General features: G+C 62.8%; 13 protein-coding genes. 6 read left to right on the top strand and 7 right to left on the bottom strand.

Annotated elements, in window-relative coordinates; all coding sequences use genetic code 11:
* Positions 1 to 2: 2 nt before the first annotated feature.
* Positions 3 to 1,037 (bottom strand): LacI family DNA-binding transcriptional regulator, encoded by a 1,035-nt coding sequence (locus GPK94_RS03235; protein ID WP_215654414.1) that lies wholly within the window; start codon positions 1,035 to 1,037, stop codon positions 3 to 5.
* A gap of 108 nt (positions 1,038 to 1,145) precedes the next feature.
* Here GPK94_RS03235 and GPK94_RS03230 point away from each other — a divergent pair, with 108 nt between their 5' ends.
* Positions 1,146 to 2,063: a ribokinase gene (locus GPK94_RS03230; RefSeq protein WP_215654412.1), complete on the top strand. Its 918-nt coding sequence runs from the start codon at positions 1,146 to 1,148 to the stop codon at positions 2,061 to 2,063.
* A 14-nt stretch (positions 2,064 to 2,077) separates the two neighbouring features.
* Positions 2,078 to 3,133 (top strand): nucleoside hydrolase, encoded by a 1,056-nt coding sequence (locus GPK94_RS03225; RefSeq protein ID WP_186963060.1) that lies wholly within the window; start codon positions 2,078 to 2,080, stop codon positions 3,131 to 3,133.
* Between the two features lie 234 nt (positions 3,134 to 3,367).
* On the opposite strand, the gene GPK94_RS03220 is transcribed toward GPK94_RS03225, so the two are convergent.
* From GPK94_RS03220 to GPK94_RS03195, 6 genes are all read right to left on the bottom strand, one after another.
* Positions 3,368 to 6,019, bottom strand: a complete 2,652-nt coding sequence (locus GPK94_RS03220; protein ID WP_215654410.1) for a TetM/TetW/TetO/TetS family tetracycline resistance ribosomal protection protein — start codon at positions 6,017 to 6,019, stop codon at positions 3,368 to 3,370.
* 153 nt (positions 6,020 to 6,172) lie between these two features.
* Positions 6,173 to 6,466: a metalloregulator ArsR/SmtB family transcription factor gene (locus tag GPK94_RS03215; protein ID WP_235964128.1), complete on the bottom strand. Its 294-nt coding sequence runs from the start codon at positions 6,464 to 6,466 to the stop codon at positions 6,173 to 6,175.
* Positions 6,466 to 7,122, bottom strand: a complete 657-nt coding sequence (locus GPK94_RS03210) for a 4Fe-4S binding protein (RefSeq protein WP_215654408.1) — start codon at positions 7,120 to 7,122, stop codon at positions 6,466 to 6,468. Before GPK94_RS03210 ends, GPK94_RS03215 begins: the two co-directional genes overlap by 1 nt.
* Positions 7,119 to 7,322, bottom strand: a complete 204-nt coding sequence (locus GPK94_RS03205) for a 4Fe-4S dicluster domain-containing protein (RefSeq protein WP_193536003.1) — start codon at positions 7,320 to 7,322, stop codon at positions 7,119 to 7,121. Before GPK94_RS03205 ends, GPK94_RS03210 begins: the two co-directional genes overlap by 4 nt.
* 94 nt (positions 7,323 to 7,416) lie before the next feature.
* Positions 7,417 to 9,774 carry a SpoIIE family protein phosphatase gene (locus tag GPK94_RS03200; protein ID WP_215654406.1) on the bottom strand — a complete coding sequence of 786 codons (2,358 nt, stop codon included), beginning with the start codon at positions 9,772 to 9,774 and terminating at the stop codon, positions 7,417 to 7,419.
* Between the two features lie 231 nt (positions 9,775 to 10,005).
* Positions 10,006 to 10,170 (bottom strand): rubredoxin, encoded by a 165-nt coding sequence (locus GPK94_RS03195; protein ID WP_215654657.1) that lies wholly within the window; start codon positions 10,168 to 10,170, stop codon positions 10,006 to 10,008.
* A gap of 168 nt (positions 10,171 to 10,338) precedes the next feature.
* Between GPK94_RS03195 and dusB the strand changes: the two genes are divergently transcribed.
* The 4 genes from dusB to GPK94_RS03175 all read left to right on the top strand — a co-directional run bounded on the left by dusB (position 10,339) and on the right by GPK94_RS03175 (position 15,386).
* On the top strand, positions 10,339 to 11,310 hold the full coding sequence (gene dusB, locus GPK94_RS03190) for a tRNA dihydrouridine synthase DusB (RefSeq protein ID WP_101692257.1): 972 nt from the start codon (positions 10,339 to 10,341) through the stop codon (positions 11,308 to 11,310).
* Between the two features lie 42 nt (positions 11,311 to 11,352).
* The gene (locus GPK94_RS03185; protein ID WP_215654655.1) at positions 11,353 to 11,949 is read left to right on the top strand and encodes a sigma-70 family RNA polymerase sigma factor; all 597 of its coding nucleotides are present in this window, start codon (positions 11,353 to 11,355) and stop codon (positions 11,947 to 11,949) included.
* 47 nt (positions 11,950 to 11,996) lie between these two features.
* Positions 11,997 to 13,106 (top strand): zf-HC2 domain-containing protein, encoded by a 1,110-nt coding sequence (locus GPK94_RS03180; RefSeq protein WP_215654404.1) that lies wholly within the window; start codon positions 11,997 to 11,999, stop codon positions 13,104 to 13,106.
* A gap of 201 nt (positions 13,107 to 13,307) precedes the next feature.
* Positions 13,308 to 15,386, top strand: coding sequence for an elongation factor G (locus tag GPK94_RS03175; protein ID WP_215654402.1), 2,079 nt, complete (start codon positions 13,308 to 13,310; stop codon positions 15,384 to 15,386).
* Positions 15,387 to 15,494 lie beyond the last annotated feature (108 nt).

Raw genomic sequence — 15,494 nt, 5'->3', positions numbered from 1 at the left:
GTTTATGTTTCCTGACAGACGGCTCCGGCCGCCGGCGGCACAGTGCTCTCCCGGATCTGGAGCTGCGGCTCCAGCAGAGTACACTTCCCCGCCTCTTCCGGACACTCCAGTTCCCGGAAGGCCTGCCGGGCGGCCTCCACACCCAGCTGACGGGCAGGCTGCCACACCGTGCTGAGGGGTTTCTCCAGATAGTCGGAGAAGAGCACTCCGTCGAAGCCCATTACAGACAGATCGTGAGGGATGGAGATCCCCCGCTCCCGGCACCGCTTGTAAAATCCATAGGCCATCATATCGTTGAAGCAGAATACCGCCGTGTAGTCCCCCTCCAAAATGGCGTCGGCCACGGCATACCCGCTCTCCATCGTATAGGCCCCCGGGTAGAGGTCTCTCTCCCGCAGAGCGATCCCCCGCTGGGCGCAGGCCTCCTGCACCCCGCTCAGCCGGGGCGCACAGGTATTGGTGGGGCCCAATACGCAGGCCACCCGGCGGTGTCCCAGATCCAGCAGGTGCTCCATGGCCAATTTGGCTCCCCGCCTCTGGTGGATGGCGGTCAGACTCACGCCAAGATCCGGAATGATCCGGTCCACCTGGACCACAGGGCGGCCATAATCCCGGATGGCCTGACGGTACTCCATGGCCAGCGTCTCATCCGCATCGCTGGCCGGGACCAGAAGAATCGCCCCTACATCCCGGGCCGCCAGCGTCCGGAAATTAGCCAGGGCCAGCGCACTTTTGTCGCTGGACGAGGTGATGACAATATTCCACCCCGCCTCCAGCGCCACTGCTTCCACGCCGCTGACCAGCTCGGCAAAAAAGAGGTTCCGGATGTCCGGAATCACCACGCCCATCGCCTGGCTCTGCCCGGTCACCAGAGTCACTGCATTCTGGTTGGGGACATAGCGCAGCTGTGCCGCGGCCTGCCGGATCTGCTCGCAGGTCTCGGGAGAGATCCGGTGGGGTTTTCCGTTGAGCACCTGAGACACCGCCCCGGGGGAAACCCCCGCAAGCCGCGCCACATCCCGCAGCGTCACCGCCATTTCTCTCACTTCCTCCCGCATCTTTGTTTAGTAGTACATATTTTACCACAGCCCTGTTGAAAGGACAAGACAACTCCCTTGATCCGCAACGCATGGAGGTTCATCTGCATGAAGGTACTTAATTTCGGTTCTCTCAACATCGACCGCTCCTACATCGTGCCCCATTTTGTCCGTGCGGGCGAGACGCTGGCGTCCCTGGAGATGAAGACCGCCGGAGGCGGAAAGGGACTCAACCAGAGCATTGCCCTGGCCCGGGCCGGTCTGCCCGTATGGCACGCGGGAAAGATCGGCAGCGACGGCACCTTTCTCCTGCGGGAGCTCTCTGAGAGCGGGGTAGATGTCTCTCTCGTCCACCAGGACTCCACCCTGCCCACCGGGCATGCCATCATACAGGTGGACCCGCTGGGGCAGAACTGCATCCTGCTCTACGGCGGCGCCAACCAGTCCATCTCCCGGGAGGAAGTGGACGCAGTTCTGGCGCATTTTGCCCCCGGAGACTGGCTCTTTCTGCAAAATGAGATCTCCTGCCTCCCCTACCTGATCGCCCAGGGCCGGGAGCGTGGTATGCAGGTGGTCCTCAATCCCTCCCCGCTGGATGATGCCCTCTTGCATACCGATCTCAGCGGTGTCTCCTGGCTCATTCTCAATGAGATCGAGGGCGCCGGACTCACCGGTGAGCAGGAGCCTCAGGACATTTGCCAGGTTCTGCGCCGCCGCTGGCCGGGTATGCAGGTCGTTCTTACCCTGGGCGACAACGGCTCTCTCTGTGCCAGTGAGCAGGGTCTCCTCCGCCAGGCCGTCTTTCCCGTGGAGGCCGTGGACAGCACGGCGGCCGGCGATACCTTCACCGGCTATTTCTTTGCGTCGGTCTGCATGGGACTCAGTCATGCTCAGGCCCTGACCCGGGCCAGCATGGCAGCCGCTCTGGCCGTCGCCCGGCCGGGCGCCGCCCCCTCCATCCCCCATGCACAGCAGGTAGACGACGCACTCACGGCACTGGTCCCCTCGAAATCCTCCGCCATCTGAAAGGAGCATATGGTATGTATCAGCCGCTGACACAAGAAGAAATCCGATCCAGACTGACCATTCCCACCGGGAAGCTGCGTCTGGTCATTGACACTGACGCCAAAAATGAGGTAGATGACCAGTTCGCCATTGCCTGGGCGCTGCGCTCCAAGGAGCGCTTTTCGGTGGAGGCAGTCTATGCCGCGCCCTTCTCCCACGGTCCCTCTCCCCTGGGCGAAAGTGAGGAGAGCAAGCTGGCCAGCGCCCTGCACGGCGCCGCGGACGGCCCGGCCCACGGTATGGAGCAGAGCTATCAGGAGATCCTCAAGCTCTTTTCGCTGCTGAAGGAAGACTCCTCCGGGCGGGTCTTCCGGGGCTCCCCCGGCTATCTCCCTGCGGAGGGAGCCATCGAGAGCGACGCCGCCCGGGATTTGATCCGCCGTGCTACGGAAAGCGAGGAGCCGCTCTATGTGGCCGCCATTGCTGCACTGACCAACGTGGCCTCCGCCCTCCTGATGGCCCCCGAGATCGCCCGCAAGCTGGTGGTGGTCTGGCTGGGAGGACAGCCTCTCTCCTTTGGACACGGCTTTGAGTATAACCTCTATCAGGATGTCCGGGCCGTTCAGGTGGTCCTGGACAGCGGCGTTCCCCTGGTCCACATCCCCTGCATGGGCGTGGCCTCTCTCCTCACCACTACAGAGGACGAGCTGCGCTGCCGCCTCTGGGAGCGCAGCGAGATCGGCCGCTATCTGGCTCAGAACTGTCTGGACGCCTTCCAGAAGCCGGAGGCCTCCATTGCGCTCATGGACCTCAACCGTCAGGGCTATCTCAAGGGACAGTCCGATCAGAGCGACGCATATCTCTCCCAGTTCCCCACCCAGTATGTGGCCTGGAGCCGGGTCATCTGGGATATCTCCACCATCGCCTTCCTGAAAAATCCCAACTGGGTCCTCACGCTGGAGACCGAGGCCCCCACGCTGAACAACGACCTGACCTGGGACCACACGCCCCGGGGACGCCATCGGATGCGCACCGCCACTTACTGTCACCGGGACATGATCTTCGGGGATCTCTTCCACGCATTGGGATAAAAAATTGCCTCCGTATCACAGAGACTCTCCTCTGCGGTACGGGGGCTTATACAAAGCGCCCTTCTACAGCCTCTGTTTCAAATCGTTTCTCTTTCGAACGCATTGAACTATTTTGTATCGTATTGTTTCATTGCGTTTCGGTTTCGTTCCAAACAAAGAGCCGCAAAACATCGGTATGAGTCAATACCGATGTTTTGCGGCTTAATCCATAGGATGGCCTTCTGTTCGTCCTCTCTATGCCTTCTGTTCTCCACCGAGACGGTACTGGAGCTGATCCAGCTTCCGGTTCTTTCGGTTGTTTTGTGCGATGAGATCGGCGATCTGTCCCTCCGCCTGTTCGATCTCCATGCGGAACATCCGGGCCGAGACACGCAGGGCTCCGTGTCCCAGGATGATGAGCTGTTCCACACCGTCGGAGGTGGCCACCCGGACCTGGTATTTCCGCCCCAGCTCATAGGTGACCTTTTCGATATAGTTGTCCGCCGTCTCCGCCTCTTTCGTGTACACCACATGGATGTTGTGATACTTGGACACACTGCCGGGATTCCCCTTGACCTTGTAGGCGTCAAAGACCACGATGACCTCACACTTTCGGAAGCCCTGGTAGTTGCTCAGAATATCCATCAGCGCTTTCCGGGCGGCAGACAGGTCCGCCCGGGCCAGCTCCTTGAGCTCGTCCCAGGCGTGGATGATGTTGTACCCGTCCACCAGCAGATACTCCGGTCCCCGGTTCTGAGTGCGGACATTATACCGGCTCTCATCCAGGCTGGTGCGGGCAGGGGCCTTGGGCTGGGGCCGGAAGGCATCCCGCTCCACCTTTCCGTAGGTCCGCTCATAGATGGCCTGGAGCTCCGCATCCTCCGCAAGAGAGCCGGTATACCGCGCCTCCCGCCGGGGTTGGCTCTCGGATATCTCCGGCTCCTCCTCTCTCCGCATGAGTCCGCTCTCCACATGCATCTGGGCCTTTACTTGATCCCATTTTACCACATATCCCGCACCATGCGTACAGAAAACAGAGTCCGGGGTGTGTTCCACATCCCGCTCCGGGTCATAGCCCATCTCCTCCACTACCTGCTGGGCGTTGTGGCAGGGCTCATAGCCGCTCAGGGTGCAGAAGAGACGGCCCTGGCCCCTGGTATAGGCGGCCACCTCGGCGGCATAGTCCCGCATTCCGGCCACCGGCGCCCGCCCGGTCAGGACGGCATACTCTCCCACGGTCTCCGGGGGCTCCATGGTTCCCCCTCTCCGCTGGAGGTCCGACATGGCCCGTCCCACCTGGGCCGCCGGCACTTCCAGGCGCACGTCGTACCAGGGCTCCAGCAGAATGCTCTCGGCCTCCATGAGGCCCTGGCGCACCGCCCGGTAGGTGGCCTGGCGGAAGTCGCCTCCCTCGGTGTGCTTGGCATGGGACCGGCCCGCCACCAGGGTGATCTTCATATCGGTGATCGGAGAGCCGGTCAAAACCCCCAGATGGACCCGCTCGGCCAGATGGGTGAGCACCAGACGCTGCCAGTTGCGGTCCAGCATGTCCTCGCTGCACGCAGTGGCAAAGCACATGCCGCTCCCCCGTGGGCCGGGCTCCAGCAGCAGATGGACTTCGGCGTAATGGCGCAGGGGCTCAAAGTGCCCCACTCCCTCCACCGGGGCGGCAATGGTCTCTTTGTAGAGGATGCTCCCCGTGTCAAAGGTCACCGAGAGCCCAAACCGCTCCTCGATGATGGCGCGCAGGATCTCCAGCTGGACCTCTCCCATGAGCTGAAGGTGGATCTCCCGCAGGGATTCGTTCCAGAGGATGTGGAGCTGGGGGTCCTCCTCCTCCAGCTCCCGCAGCCGCCGCAGGGCGGTGTGGGGATCGGCACCCTCGGGCAGGTTGAGCCGGTAGGTGAGTACCGGCTCCAGCATGGGAAGCTGCATGGGCCGGGCGCTCCCCAGACTCTCCCCCGCCCGGGTATGGGTAAGCCCGGTGACGGCGCACACCGTCCCCGCCTCGGCCCGGTCGGTCGTCTGAAAGCGCTCACCAGAGTAGATGCGGATCCGGTCCACCTTCTCCTCCCACGGGGCCTCCTCTCCGGCGTCGCCCGTTCCGCCCGAGAGTAGATCCTTGACCTTCAGGCTGCCTCCCGTGACCTTCAGATAGGTGAGACGCCCCCCCTGGGCGTCCCGGCCGATCTTATAGACCTGGGCCCCAAAGTCCGCCGGATAGTCGGGGATAGGCGCATAGCGCTCCAGGCCCTCCAGGAAGGCCTCCACCCCTTCCAGCCGGAGGGCCGAGCCAAACCAGCAGGGAAAGAGCCTGCGCTCCCGGATCAGGTGACGGATGTCCCCGTCCTCCACGGTTCCGGTCTCCAGATAGCGCTCCAGGGTGGCCTCCTCGCACATGGCGACCTGCTCCTGGAGGGTCTCCCCCTCCCGCTCCTGGGTAAAGTCCACACAGCCGTCGTGCAGCCGCTCCCGGAGCTGGGCCAGGCAGCCCGCCCGGTCGGCTCCGTCCAGGTCCATCTTGTTGACAAAGAGCAGGGTGGGGATATGGTAGCGCTCCAGCAGCTTCCACAGGGTCTGGGTATGGCCCTGTACCCCGTCGGTTCCGCTGATGACCAGAATGGCACAGTCCAGCACCTGGAGGGTGCGCTCCATCTCGCTGGAAAAATCCACATGGCCCGGGGTGTCCAGCAGGGTCACCTCCACGGTAGGCAGGGTGAAGACCGCCTGCTTGGAGAAGATGGTAATGCCCCGCTGCCGCTCCAGGGCGTCGGTATCCAGAAAAGCGTTCTGATGGTCTACCCGGCCCAGTTTGCGTACCGCTCCACTGACGTAGAGCATCCCCTCTGAGAGGGTGGTCTTGCCCGCGTCCACGTGGGCCAATATGCCAACCACAAGTTTCTTCATATCTGTCATCCTCTGCGCTCGCCTGTATATGAATACAAAACATAAAAATCATAGACAAAAATACCGGCCGGACTTGAACGACAAGGCTCAAGTCCGGCCGGCACGCTCTGTACCTCATAGTCTATCACAAAATAGGCCCCACGCAAAGGGTCCTCAGGGATCGGGACAGTATTCCCGTTTCAGTACGGCCAATACCTCCCGCAGGCGGGGGTCGGCCAGGGAATAGGTCACAAACTGTCCCCGCTTCTCATCCCGCAGCAGTCCCGCTCCCCGCAGGGCGTGAAGGTGCTGGGAGAGGGCTGGCCGGGTGATCCCCGGCACCACCGCAGCCAGCTCCCCCACCCCCTTGGGTCCCTCCAGCAGGGCACAGACCAGGAGAAGACGGTTTTCATTGGCCAGCAGCCGCAGCAGATCGGCTACCTGGCGGGCGTGTTCCTCCAGTCCCATCATTCTCCCTCCTGTTCCGTTCCCCGGGAGAGGGTGCAGGCCGTGCAGGAGGCACAGCTTCCGCCGCAGCCAGCCTCTGTCGGACGGCCCGCCCGCAGGCGGGAGATGAGCTGGGTCATGGTCCCCATGGGGCAGAAGACGCACCACCCTCTGGGCTTATAGAAGGCCATCACCACCAGGCCGATCAGCGTGGAGGTGAGCATGAGGCTGTAAAATCCGAAGGCAAATTGGGCCACCCAGGGGGTCACCTCCACCGGATAGGCCCAGGCCCAGGGCACGCGGAAGGTCCACAGCAGCTTGATGCTGGTTCCCAGCGCCCGGTTTCCCGCCCATACCAGCCAGGTCACATAGAGCATGTTGGAGAACATCGCCAGGAAAAACACCAAAAATCCATAGCGGAAGGCCGGATGCTTCATCCACCGGGGCAGAGGCCGGTTGCGGGAGAGCTTGAGCCGGCTGCCCAGCAGGCTGAGGAACTGCCCCCGGTCACAGAAGCGGTTGCAATAGAGCTTTCCCCCGCCAAAGATGGAGATGAGCAGGGGGAGGCTAAAAAAGATCATGCCCAGCCAGGCAAAGAGGATGTTGAACATGCCCAGCCCCAGATAAATGGGGGTCACGATCCAGAGGTAGTCGTACCAGTGCCGCTTCTGTCTCATGCCAGTTCCTCCCGTGCCTTTACATCGATGACCCCTGCGGGACACTCCCCGGCACAGCGGGCACAGCCCACGCAGCGGTTCCCGTCCACCCGGGCCTCCACGCCCTTCCATACCTGGATGGCCCCCACTGGGCAGACCTTCACACAGCTTCCGCAGGCCACACAGCCACGGCCCACCCGGGCCACTCGCTTCGACGGCATTTCCCCATCTCCTTTTATTAAGTATTTTCTTAATTACTTAATAAAGTTACCACACCCGTCCCTTCCCTGTCAAGTGGGATTTTCTGTGGGCACACTACTCCGTCCGCCGCTCCAGACGCAGGAGGATGGCGGTGCGGTCATCTCCGCTCCCCACCCGCCGCTGTCCCTCCTCGATCAGGATGCGGGCCAGCTCCTTGGGGCTCTCCCCCTGGAAGGAGCGCAGCCGCTCCCGGAGCCACACATCCCCCTCCCCGCCGGCCACGCCGTCGGAGACCATCAGCACGCAGTCCCCTGGCTCCAGGGAGAAGCGGCTCACATCGGGGGCCGCTCCCTGGACTGGGGAGAGCCCGGCGGGCAGTGTACTGCCTGTAATGCGCTGCACGGTGTTCCCCTTTTTCACATAGGTGGGGGCCGCACCGTATTTGTAGACTGCCGTCGCACCGGTAAAGAGGTCCACCCGCATCAGGTCGATGGTGGTAAAGCCCCCCGTCTCCTCTCCCTGGAGGGCCAATGCCCCCGATAGGGTGCGCAGGGCCTCCTCCGGCGGCACACCAGCCCGCAGAAACTGCTCCAACAGACGCACGGCCTCGCTGCTCTCCCGGTGGGCGGAGGGTCCCGAGCCCATGCCGTCGCACAGGAGCACAAAGAGACTCCCGTCCTCCTGCTTGAACCAGGCGCCCGTGTCTCCCGACACGGTCTCCCCGTCTTTTTTCCGGGCAGCCACGCCCGCCATGGCCATAAAGGGCTCCCGCTCGGCCAGCACCACCCGGTCATGGCGGGGCGGACACTCCTCCACCAGACGCAGGGGCTTATCCATCAGCTGAGCCAGGCGCTTGACGGCCTCCCCCCGCCGGAGGGATTGAAGCCCTACCCCCTCGATCTCGATCCGGAGCCGTCCGGACTCGTCATAGTAGACCGCAGGCTCGGCCTCCAGTCCCATTGCCGTAAAATGCTGGCGCAGCCGTCTCTCCCGGAGGGGATCGGGGGAGAGCTCCGCCGAGAGCTCGCTGGCCGCCGCGCCCAGGGCGGCCGAGAGCTCGGCATACTGGCGGCACACCTCCCCCCGGCTCTCCCGCAGGCGGTTTTGGTACTGCCGGCGGTAAAAGAGAGCGGAAAGCTCCTCATTGGCCGCGGAGAGAAACTGTGCGAACCGCTGGCACCGGCTGGAAAAGTGCAGGGGAAAGTCGCTTCCCTCCCCCCTTCCCCGCTCCAGCATGGCGGGCAGGGCGTCGTTGAGGGCGTTATAGGTGTCCACATAGGACCGCTGCCAGCACATGATCTGCTGGGGACAGGTCTTGCACACCCGGTTGGCGGCCCGGTCAAAGATAATGGCCGTATCTCCGTCGTTTCCGCCGGAGTGGTCAAAGCGGCTGCGCAGGGAATCGTGGAGCTCCCGAAAGGCCCGGGCTGTCCCCTCCAGGCGCTTTCTGGCATACTCCCGGGCCTTGTCCACCGTATCCCGGCGGGGCTCCCGGACCAGCAGGGCCCGGACCTGGCGCAGGCTCCGCTCCGGCAGGAGGAGAAAGAGCACCGACGCGGCAAAGACCTCGTAGAGTACCGACAGGCGCGCTCCATTCCCCCAGGTCCAAAGCACGGCCACGGCGTTGGATAGGACATAGGCCAGGGCGGTACACAGCCGTCCCTGGCGGTGAAAGACCCCCGCCATGACCCCGGAGAGCGCATAGGCCATGGAGTAAAAGGGCGCCCCTCCTGCCGCCAGATCCATCCCGATCCCGGTACTGACCCCCACGGTGGCCCCGGCGCCGATGCCGCCCTCATAGGCACACACCATCACAGCCAGAGCGGCCGCCAGCCGTCCGATGGAGAGGTCTCCCCCCAGTGTGATCTTGGACAGGGTGAGCAGCACCGTTCCCGCCAGAATGAGCAGGCTCACCGTCTGCCGGATGGTGAGGGCGTCCTCCTCCCGGTTCTCCGTCCAGGGGGAGAAGGCGATGCGGTAGAAGTAGGCTGACGCGCCCGCCAGCAGTACCTCGGTCCCAAAAAAGATAAAGTGCTCGGCCGTCCAGCCCCGGTCTGAGAGGTAGATAAACCCGGTGATCCCATTCATCAGCGCGGCGGCGGCCGGCATAAACCACACCTTGCGGTACGCACCGATGTCATAGAAGGCAAAGGCCACCGAGAAGATCAGTATGGCCGCCGCCGCATAGCGCAGTCCCTCCACAAAGCCCTGGAAGAGCAGATACCCCATGCAGGCGCCCAGCAAGGCGCAGAATCCATCCAGACCCGAGCCCGACGCGGCCACCATGCCCAGGCCAAAGGGCGCATAGTTTCCAAAAATCCCCGCCCCCGCCAAAATGCTTCCCAGGAGGAAGCGCATAGCGCACTCTGCGCCCCGCACCAGAATGGGCGCACGGAGCACCAGGCGTCCGGTCTCCCGCATCTCCTCACTGACCCGGGCTGCCCGGGTTCGGATCGTCTCCTTTGCTGCCATTTCGGTTTCCTCCCTGTCCACAGCGGTCCTGCCGCCATCTTTCGTGTGTCCGTCATTATATCCCAGCTTTTGGAAAAACGCCGTCGGAATGGGGAAGAGAAGTTTGCCCGCTCCACTTTTCCTGTGCTATTTCAGGTCATTTCCCAGTCTCTTTTTCGCTTATCGGTAAAAATCCGCACAAAAAGGACGGCATTCCTCCTGATCGGAACGCCGTCCAAAGGGCTGAATCTCTTATGTCTCCATCGGTGCGAACAATTCTTTCCCCTGGTGGCACCGGGGGCAGGCCCACTCCTCCGGCAAATCGGGAAACCCGGTCCCCGGGGGTACGCCCCGGGCGGCGTCTCCCGCCATGGCCTGGTAGACATATCCGCATACCGAGCAGAGATAGGGCCGCATATCGCTGTCCATCCGCATCACCTCCTGGGAGGAGTATGCCCCCCGCGCCCGGGATTCATCCCTTGCCCCCCTTTTCTCCTTATGTTATGATAGTAAGGATTGAGTCGGCCGCCCCTGTGACGCGGCTGACACCAAAGACCTATCGTTTTGATTGAGAGAGGGATCCTTTTGAACATTGGCAGCGTCACCATACCTTCCAAACTGGTCCTGGCCCCCATGGCCGGCGTCACCGATCTGGGTTTCCGCACGGTTTGCCGGGAGCTGAGCGGCTGCTACACCGTCACCGAGATGGTCAGCTCCAAGGCGCTCTGCTACCAGGACAAAAAATCCATCCCCCTGCTCAAGCTGGGGGAGATCGAGCATCCCGCCGCCGCCCAGATCTTCGGCAGCGACCCGGCCTGCATGGAACAGGCCGCTGGACTGGCCGCCGAGATCTCGGGCGCCCAGATCATCGACATCAACATGGGCTGTCCGGTCCCCAAGGTGGCCCAGAGCGGGGACGGCTCGGGGCTCATGCGCACTCCGGAGCTGGCCGCCCGGGTGCTGGAGGCCGTGGTTCGCGGCGCGGGCGGACGGCCCGTCACCGTCAAATTCCGTCTGGGCTGGGACAAGGGCTCCATCAACTGTGTGGAGTTTGCCCGCATGATGGAACAGGCCGGCGCGGCGGCGGTGGCCGTCCACGGGCGCACCCGCAAGCAGATGTACGCCGGGGAGGCCAACTGGGACTATATCCGGGCGGTCAAGGAGGCGGTCAGCGTCCCCGTCATCGCCAACGGAGACGTCTTTACGCCGGAGGCCGCCGTGCGCATCCTGCGCTACACCGGCGCGGACATGGCCATGGTGGGCCGAGGTGTATTCGGTAACCCCTGGCTCCTCCAGCAGTGCGCCGCCGCGCTCGCCGGGGAGGAGATCCCCCCGCTCCCCCCGCTGGCCCAGCGGTGCGATACCGCGGTCCGTCAGTTTGAGATCAATGCCGCCCACAAGGGGGAGAAGGTGGCCTGTCTGGAGGCCCGGCGGCACTATGCCTGGTATCTCAAGGGCGTGCCCTATGCGGGCTATTATAAGGAACAGATCTCCAAAATCTCCACCATGGAGGATATCTACAAGGTCACGGAAGGCATCAAGCGGGACCTGCGCTGACGCGTGTTCCTTCCGTCCGGGAAAGGAGGGGAGCGTGTGTCCATGCAATCGGAAGAGGAACTGGTCAGACTAGCCCGGCAGGGCGACGAGTCTGCCTTCGCCCTTCTGGTGGAACAGAATCAGAGCCGCATCTATAACCTGGCCCTGCGCATGACCCGCAACCCGGACGACGCGGCCGAGCTCACCCAGGAGGCCTTCCTCAACGCCTGGCGGGGCCTCAGTAAATTCCAGGGCGAGAGCTCCTTTTCCACCTGGCTCTATCGTCTGACCTCCAATCTGTGCATCGACTTTCTCCGCCGGGAGAAGCGGCGCAGCGGCCTCTCCATGACGGTCTCTCTGGATGACGAAGAGGAGGGCCGCCAGGCCGATGTGCCCGACGAGCGCTTCTCTCCGGAGCAGAGCGCCGAGCGCCGGGAGGTCCAGGAGCTCATCCGCGCGGGGCTGCGTTCCCTCTCGGAGGAGCACCGCCGGGTGCTGGTCCTGCGGGAGCTGGACGGGCTCTCCTATGCCGAGATCGCTCAGCTTCTGGGGCTAGAGGAGGGAACCGTCAAATCCCGCATCGCCCGGGCCCGTCTGGCCCTGCGAAAATATCTCATTGCCACCGGGAACTTTTCCTCTGCTTCTTCGTCTACTCCTTAAGAACACAATCCCCATCACCCTACTCTATTCCGAAAGGAGGGACCCCTATGCTCACCTGTGACGAGGCTCTGGAGCTCATCAGCGCCTCTCTGGACGGCCCCCTTGCGCCCGATGAGGCGGTGCGTCTGGAGGAGCACCTGAAGATCTGTGCCCCCTGTCGGGCCCTCCGTGCGGATCTGGAGTCCCTCCACGATCAGCTCCCGCTGCTGAATGCCCCGGTCCCCGAGGGACTCTCCCAGCGCATCCTGGATCAAATCCACGCCGAGCCCAAGGTGGTCCCGCTGCCCCGGCGGCACGGTCTGCCCCGGCACTGGCGGCAGTGGGCCGCCTCGGCGGCGGTCTTTGCTCTGGTACTCCTGGGGGCCGGCGGAATTGGTCTGGCCCAGATCACCGCGCTGCCCGGAGAGAGCACCCTCTCCTCCCCTTCGCCCACGCCCCAGACGGAGCGTTCCACAATCAGCACTTCTTTGCCCGATGGGTCCGGCTTCCCCTCTGTTTCTGCCCCTGTTTCCACCCCTCCGGCAACGGAGGATACGTCGGAAGATCTGCCCTCGGTATATGCGGCGATCCCGGACGGAAGCGCTTCTTCCGCTCCCCCTTCGGCAGAGCCCTCCCCCACATCCGTTCCCGCCTCTACTCCTGCTCCCGCGCCTGCCCTTTACGGGAGCGAAGAACTTGATTCTTTGCCGGCTGCTCCCAAGTCACAGCCTCAGGCAGATGGGCCGGTCCAGGACGCTCCCGCCTCCTATGGCGCCCAGACCAACTCTGGTACCTCGGACGGGCTGCAGGAGACCATTCAGGAGGCCCTTGTGCTCATCTATGAAGAGGAATTGGGGGGACAGGCCGCCTTTACCCGAAGTGCCCTGCCTGAGTCGGAGACAACCGCTCTTCTGCTCCAGCCCATTCCTGTGACCGAGGAACCCGCTCCGCGGTGCGCCGTACTGATCTACGTAGGCATGACCGCGGAGAAGGAACTGGAATTTCATCTCCACAGCTATGAGAGCGCAGAACCCCTTCTCTCCGCCCGGGATACTTCCTATCTGTGCTACTATGTCCTCCCGGCAACCGAGACCATGCGCGTTGAGACGATATCGGAGGCCCAGGCCCAGCAGGAAGATTCTGCGGTCCACACCCTCTGTGACAAAATCGACAATTGAATTTCTCTCAAAAGCAGGTCTGTGCACGTATCGCACAGACCTGCTTTTGCTTGTCTCCCATGGCTTTGCGGCGTTTTGCATTATTTTGATAAAATTCCAGTTGCCAGTATGTTGTTTTTGAGTTATAATGACTAATGTCAGTTGTGACGCTCCATCGGACGCACGGCTGCTCCGATTTTGAACGCAAGGAGAGGAAACCATATGAGCTATTCCGCGCAAAACATCCGCAACATCTGCCTGCTGGGCCATGGCGCCAGCGGCAAGACCACCCTCGCCGAGAACATGCTGTTTTTGACCGGTGGCACCATCCGGATGGGCTCCCCCGCCGATGGCAACACCGTTTGTGATTTTGATCCCGAAGAGATCCGCCGTCAGGTTTCCATCTCCACGGCGGTGGCCCCCGTCGACTATAAGGGCTGTAAGATCAACGTACTGGACACCCCCGGTTATTTTGATTTCTCCGGCGAGGTCATGGAGGCCCTGAGCGTCTCCGGCGCCGCCGTGATCGTCACCCCCTCCAAGGCCGGCCCCCTGAGCGTGGGTACTGAGAAGGCCTGGAACTACTGCGAGGAGCGCCATATGCCCCGCATTCTCTACATCTCCAAGACCGACGAGGAAAACGCGGACTACAACGCCGCCTTCGCTACCCTGCGGGAGCGGTTCGGCAAGAACGTGGCCCCCGTTGTCGCCCCCATCTGGGACGAGAACAAGAAGGTCATCGGCATCATCGATGTCCTCCACAAGCGCGCCTATGAGATGCAGGGCGACAAGCGCGTGGAGATCGAGGTCCCCGAGGATAAGCTCCCCGTGCTGGATGAGCTCTATGACGCGCTGAAGGAGTCGGTGGCTGAGACCAGCGAGGAGTTCATGGACAAGTATTTCTCCGGCGAGGACTTCACCTATGCCGAGATGCTCCAGGGCCTGCGCCAGGGCGTGCGGGACCTGTCCCTCTTCCCGGTGGTCTGCGGTTCTGCCGTGCAGGGCCTGGGCACTCTGATGCTGCTGGATACCGTGGTGGATCTGATCCCCAATCCCCTGGAGGGCTCCGCTGAGCTGGTGGAGAACGCTGACGGCGAGCTGGAGGAGTATGTCCTCTCCGACCGCGCTTATCCCTGCGCCTTTGTCTTCAAGACCACCTCTGACCAGTACGGCAAGTACTCCTATGTCAAGGTGATGTCCGGCAATCTGACCCCCGATATGACTCTGGTGAATGCCCGTACCGGTGAGAACATCAAGCTGGGCCGCCTGTATATCATGAAGGGCAAGAAGGCTGAAGAGGTCAAGGAGCTGGTCTGCGGCGACATCGGCGCCATCTCCAAGATGGAGGCACTCAAGACCGGCGATACCATCTGTGATGCCCGCAAGGTGGTCAAATTCCCCGCCCTGCCCTTCCCCGAGCCCTGCTACTCGGTGGCCATTGCCCCCAAGACCCGCGGCCAGGAGGACAAGATCGCCGCCGGCCTCACCCGTCTGAACGATGAGGACCTGACCTTCAACTGGTCCAACAACGCCGAGACCCGCCAGATGGTGGTCTCCGGCACCGGCGATATGCAGATGGACGTGCTCCTCTCCAAGCTGAAGAATCGCTTCAGCGTCGAGGCTGAGCTCTCCATTCCCCGTGTGGCCTACCGGGAGAAGATCCGCAAGAAGGTGGAGGTCCAGGGCCGCCACAAGAAGCAGTCCGGCGGCCACGGCCAGTTCGGCGATGTCAAGATCCGCTTCGAGCCCGGCGAGCAGGAGGAGCTGGAGTTCTGCGAGGAGGTCTTCGGCGGCGCAGTCCCCAAGAACTACTTCCCCGCCGTGGAGAAGGGCCTGCGCGAGGCCGTCCAGCACGGTGTTCTGGCTGGCTATCCCGTAGTCAACCTGAAGGCCACCCTGTACGATGGATCCTACCACCCGGTGGACTCCTCCGAAATGGCCTTTAAGACGGCGGCCCAGCTGGCCTACAAGGCCGGTCTCCCCGATGCCAATCCCACCATTCTGGAGCCCATCGGCGAGCTGAAGGTTACCATTCCCGACAGCTACATGGGCGACATCATTGGCGACCTGAACAAGCGCCGCGGCCGTGTCATGGGCATGAATCCCGACGGCAAGGGCAATCAGGTGGTGGAGGCCGAGGTCCCCATGGCCGAGATGATGACCTATGCCATCGACCTGCGCTCTCTCACCCAGAGCCGCGGCTCCTTCACCTTCCACTTCGTCCGCTACGAGGAGGCGCCCCCTGTGGCCCAGCAGAAGGCCATTGAGGCGGCCAAGGCCATCCAGGAGCTGGACAACTGATCCATAAAAGCACTGACCCCCCGGCAAAAGCCGGGGGGTCTTTCTTTGGATAAAACTTCTGACTTTCTCCCCTTCTTCTACTTGTATCTTTGTCGGAAAGGTGCTATA

This window comes from Pseudoflavonifractor sp. MCC625 (assembly GCF_018784545.1).
In the GTDB taxonomy this organism is placed as follows: Bacteria; Bacillota; Clostridia; order Oscillospirales; family Oscillospiraceae; genus Pseudoflavonifractor_A; species Pseudoflavonifractor_A gallinarum.
The sequence above is the reverse complement of the archived record's forward strand: the minus strand, read 5'-3'. Positions and strand labels throughout refer to the sequence as shown.

Bases quoted from the DNA above. Each gene is read 5' to 3' on its own strand.
- GPK94_RS03235 (WP_215654414.1), bottom strand. From the start codon at position 1,037: ATGGCGGTGACGCTGCGGGATGTGGCGCGGCTTGCGGGGGTTTCCCCC.
- GPK94_RS03230 (WP_215654412.1), top strand. From the start codon at position 1,146: ATGAAGGTACTTAATTTCGGTTCTCTCAACATCGACCGCTCCTACATC.
- GPK94_RS03225 (WP_186963060.1), top strand. From the start codon at position 2,078: ATGTATCAGCCGCTGACACAAGAAGAAATCCGATCCAGACTGACCATT.
- GPK94_RS03220 (WP_215654410.1), bottom strand. From the start codon at position 6,019: ATGAAGAAACTTGTGGTTGGCATATTGGCCCACGTGGACGCGGGCAAG.
- GPK94_RS03215 (WP_235964128.1), bottom strand. From the start codon at position 6,466: ATGGGACTGGAGGAACACGCCCGCCAGGTAGCCGATCTGCTGCGGCTG.
- GPK94_RS03210 (WP_215654408.1), bottom strand. From the start codon at position 7,122: ATGAGACAGAAGCGGCACTGGTACGACTACCTCTGGATCGTGACCCCC.
- GPK94_RS03205 (WP_193536003.1), bottom strand. From the start codon at position 7,322: ATGCCGTCGAAGCGAGTGGCCCGGGTGGGCCGTGGCTGTGTGGCCTGC.
- GPK94_RS03200 (WP_215654406.1), bottom strand. From the start codon at position 9,774: ATGGCAGCAAAGGAGACGATCCGAACCCGGGCAGCCCGGGTCAGTGAG.
- GPK94_RS03195 (WP_215654657.1), bottom strand. From the start codon at position 10,170: ATGCGGCCCTATCTCTGCTCGGTATGCGGATATGTCTACCAGGCCATG.
- GPK94_RS03185 (WP_215654655.1), top strand. From the start codon at position 11,353: ATGCAATCGGAAGAGGAACTGGTCAGACTAGCCCGGCAGGGCGACGAG.
- GPK94_RS03180 (WP_215654404.1), top strand. From the start codon at position 11,997: ATGCTCACCTGTGACGAGGCTCTGGAGCTCATCAGCGCCTCTCTGGAC.
- GPK94_RS03175 (WP_215654402.1), top strand. From the start codon at position 13,308: ATGAGCTATTCCGCGCAAAACATCCGCAACATCTGCCTGCTGGGCCAT.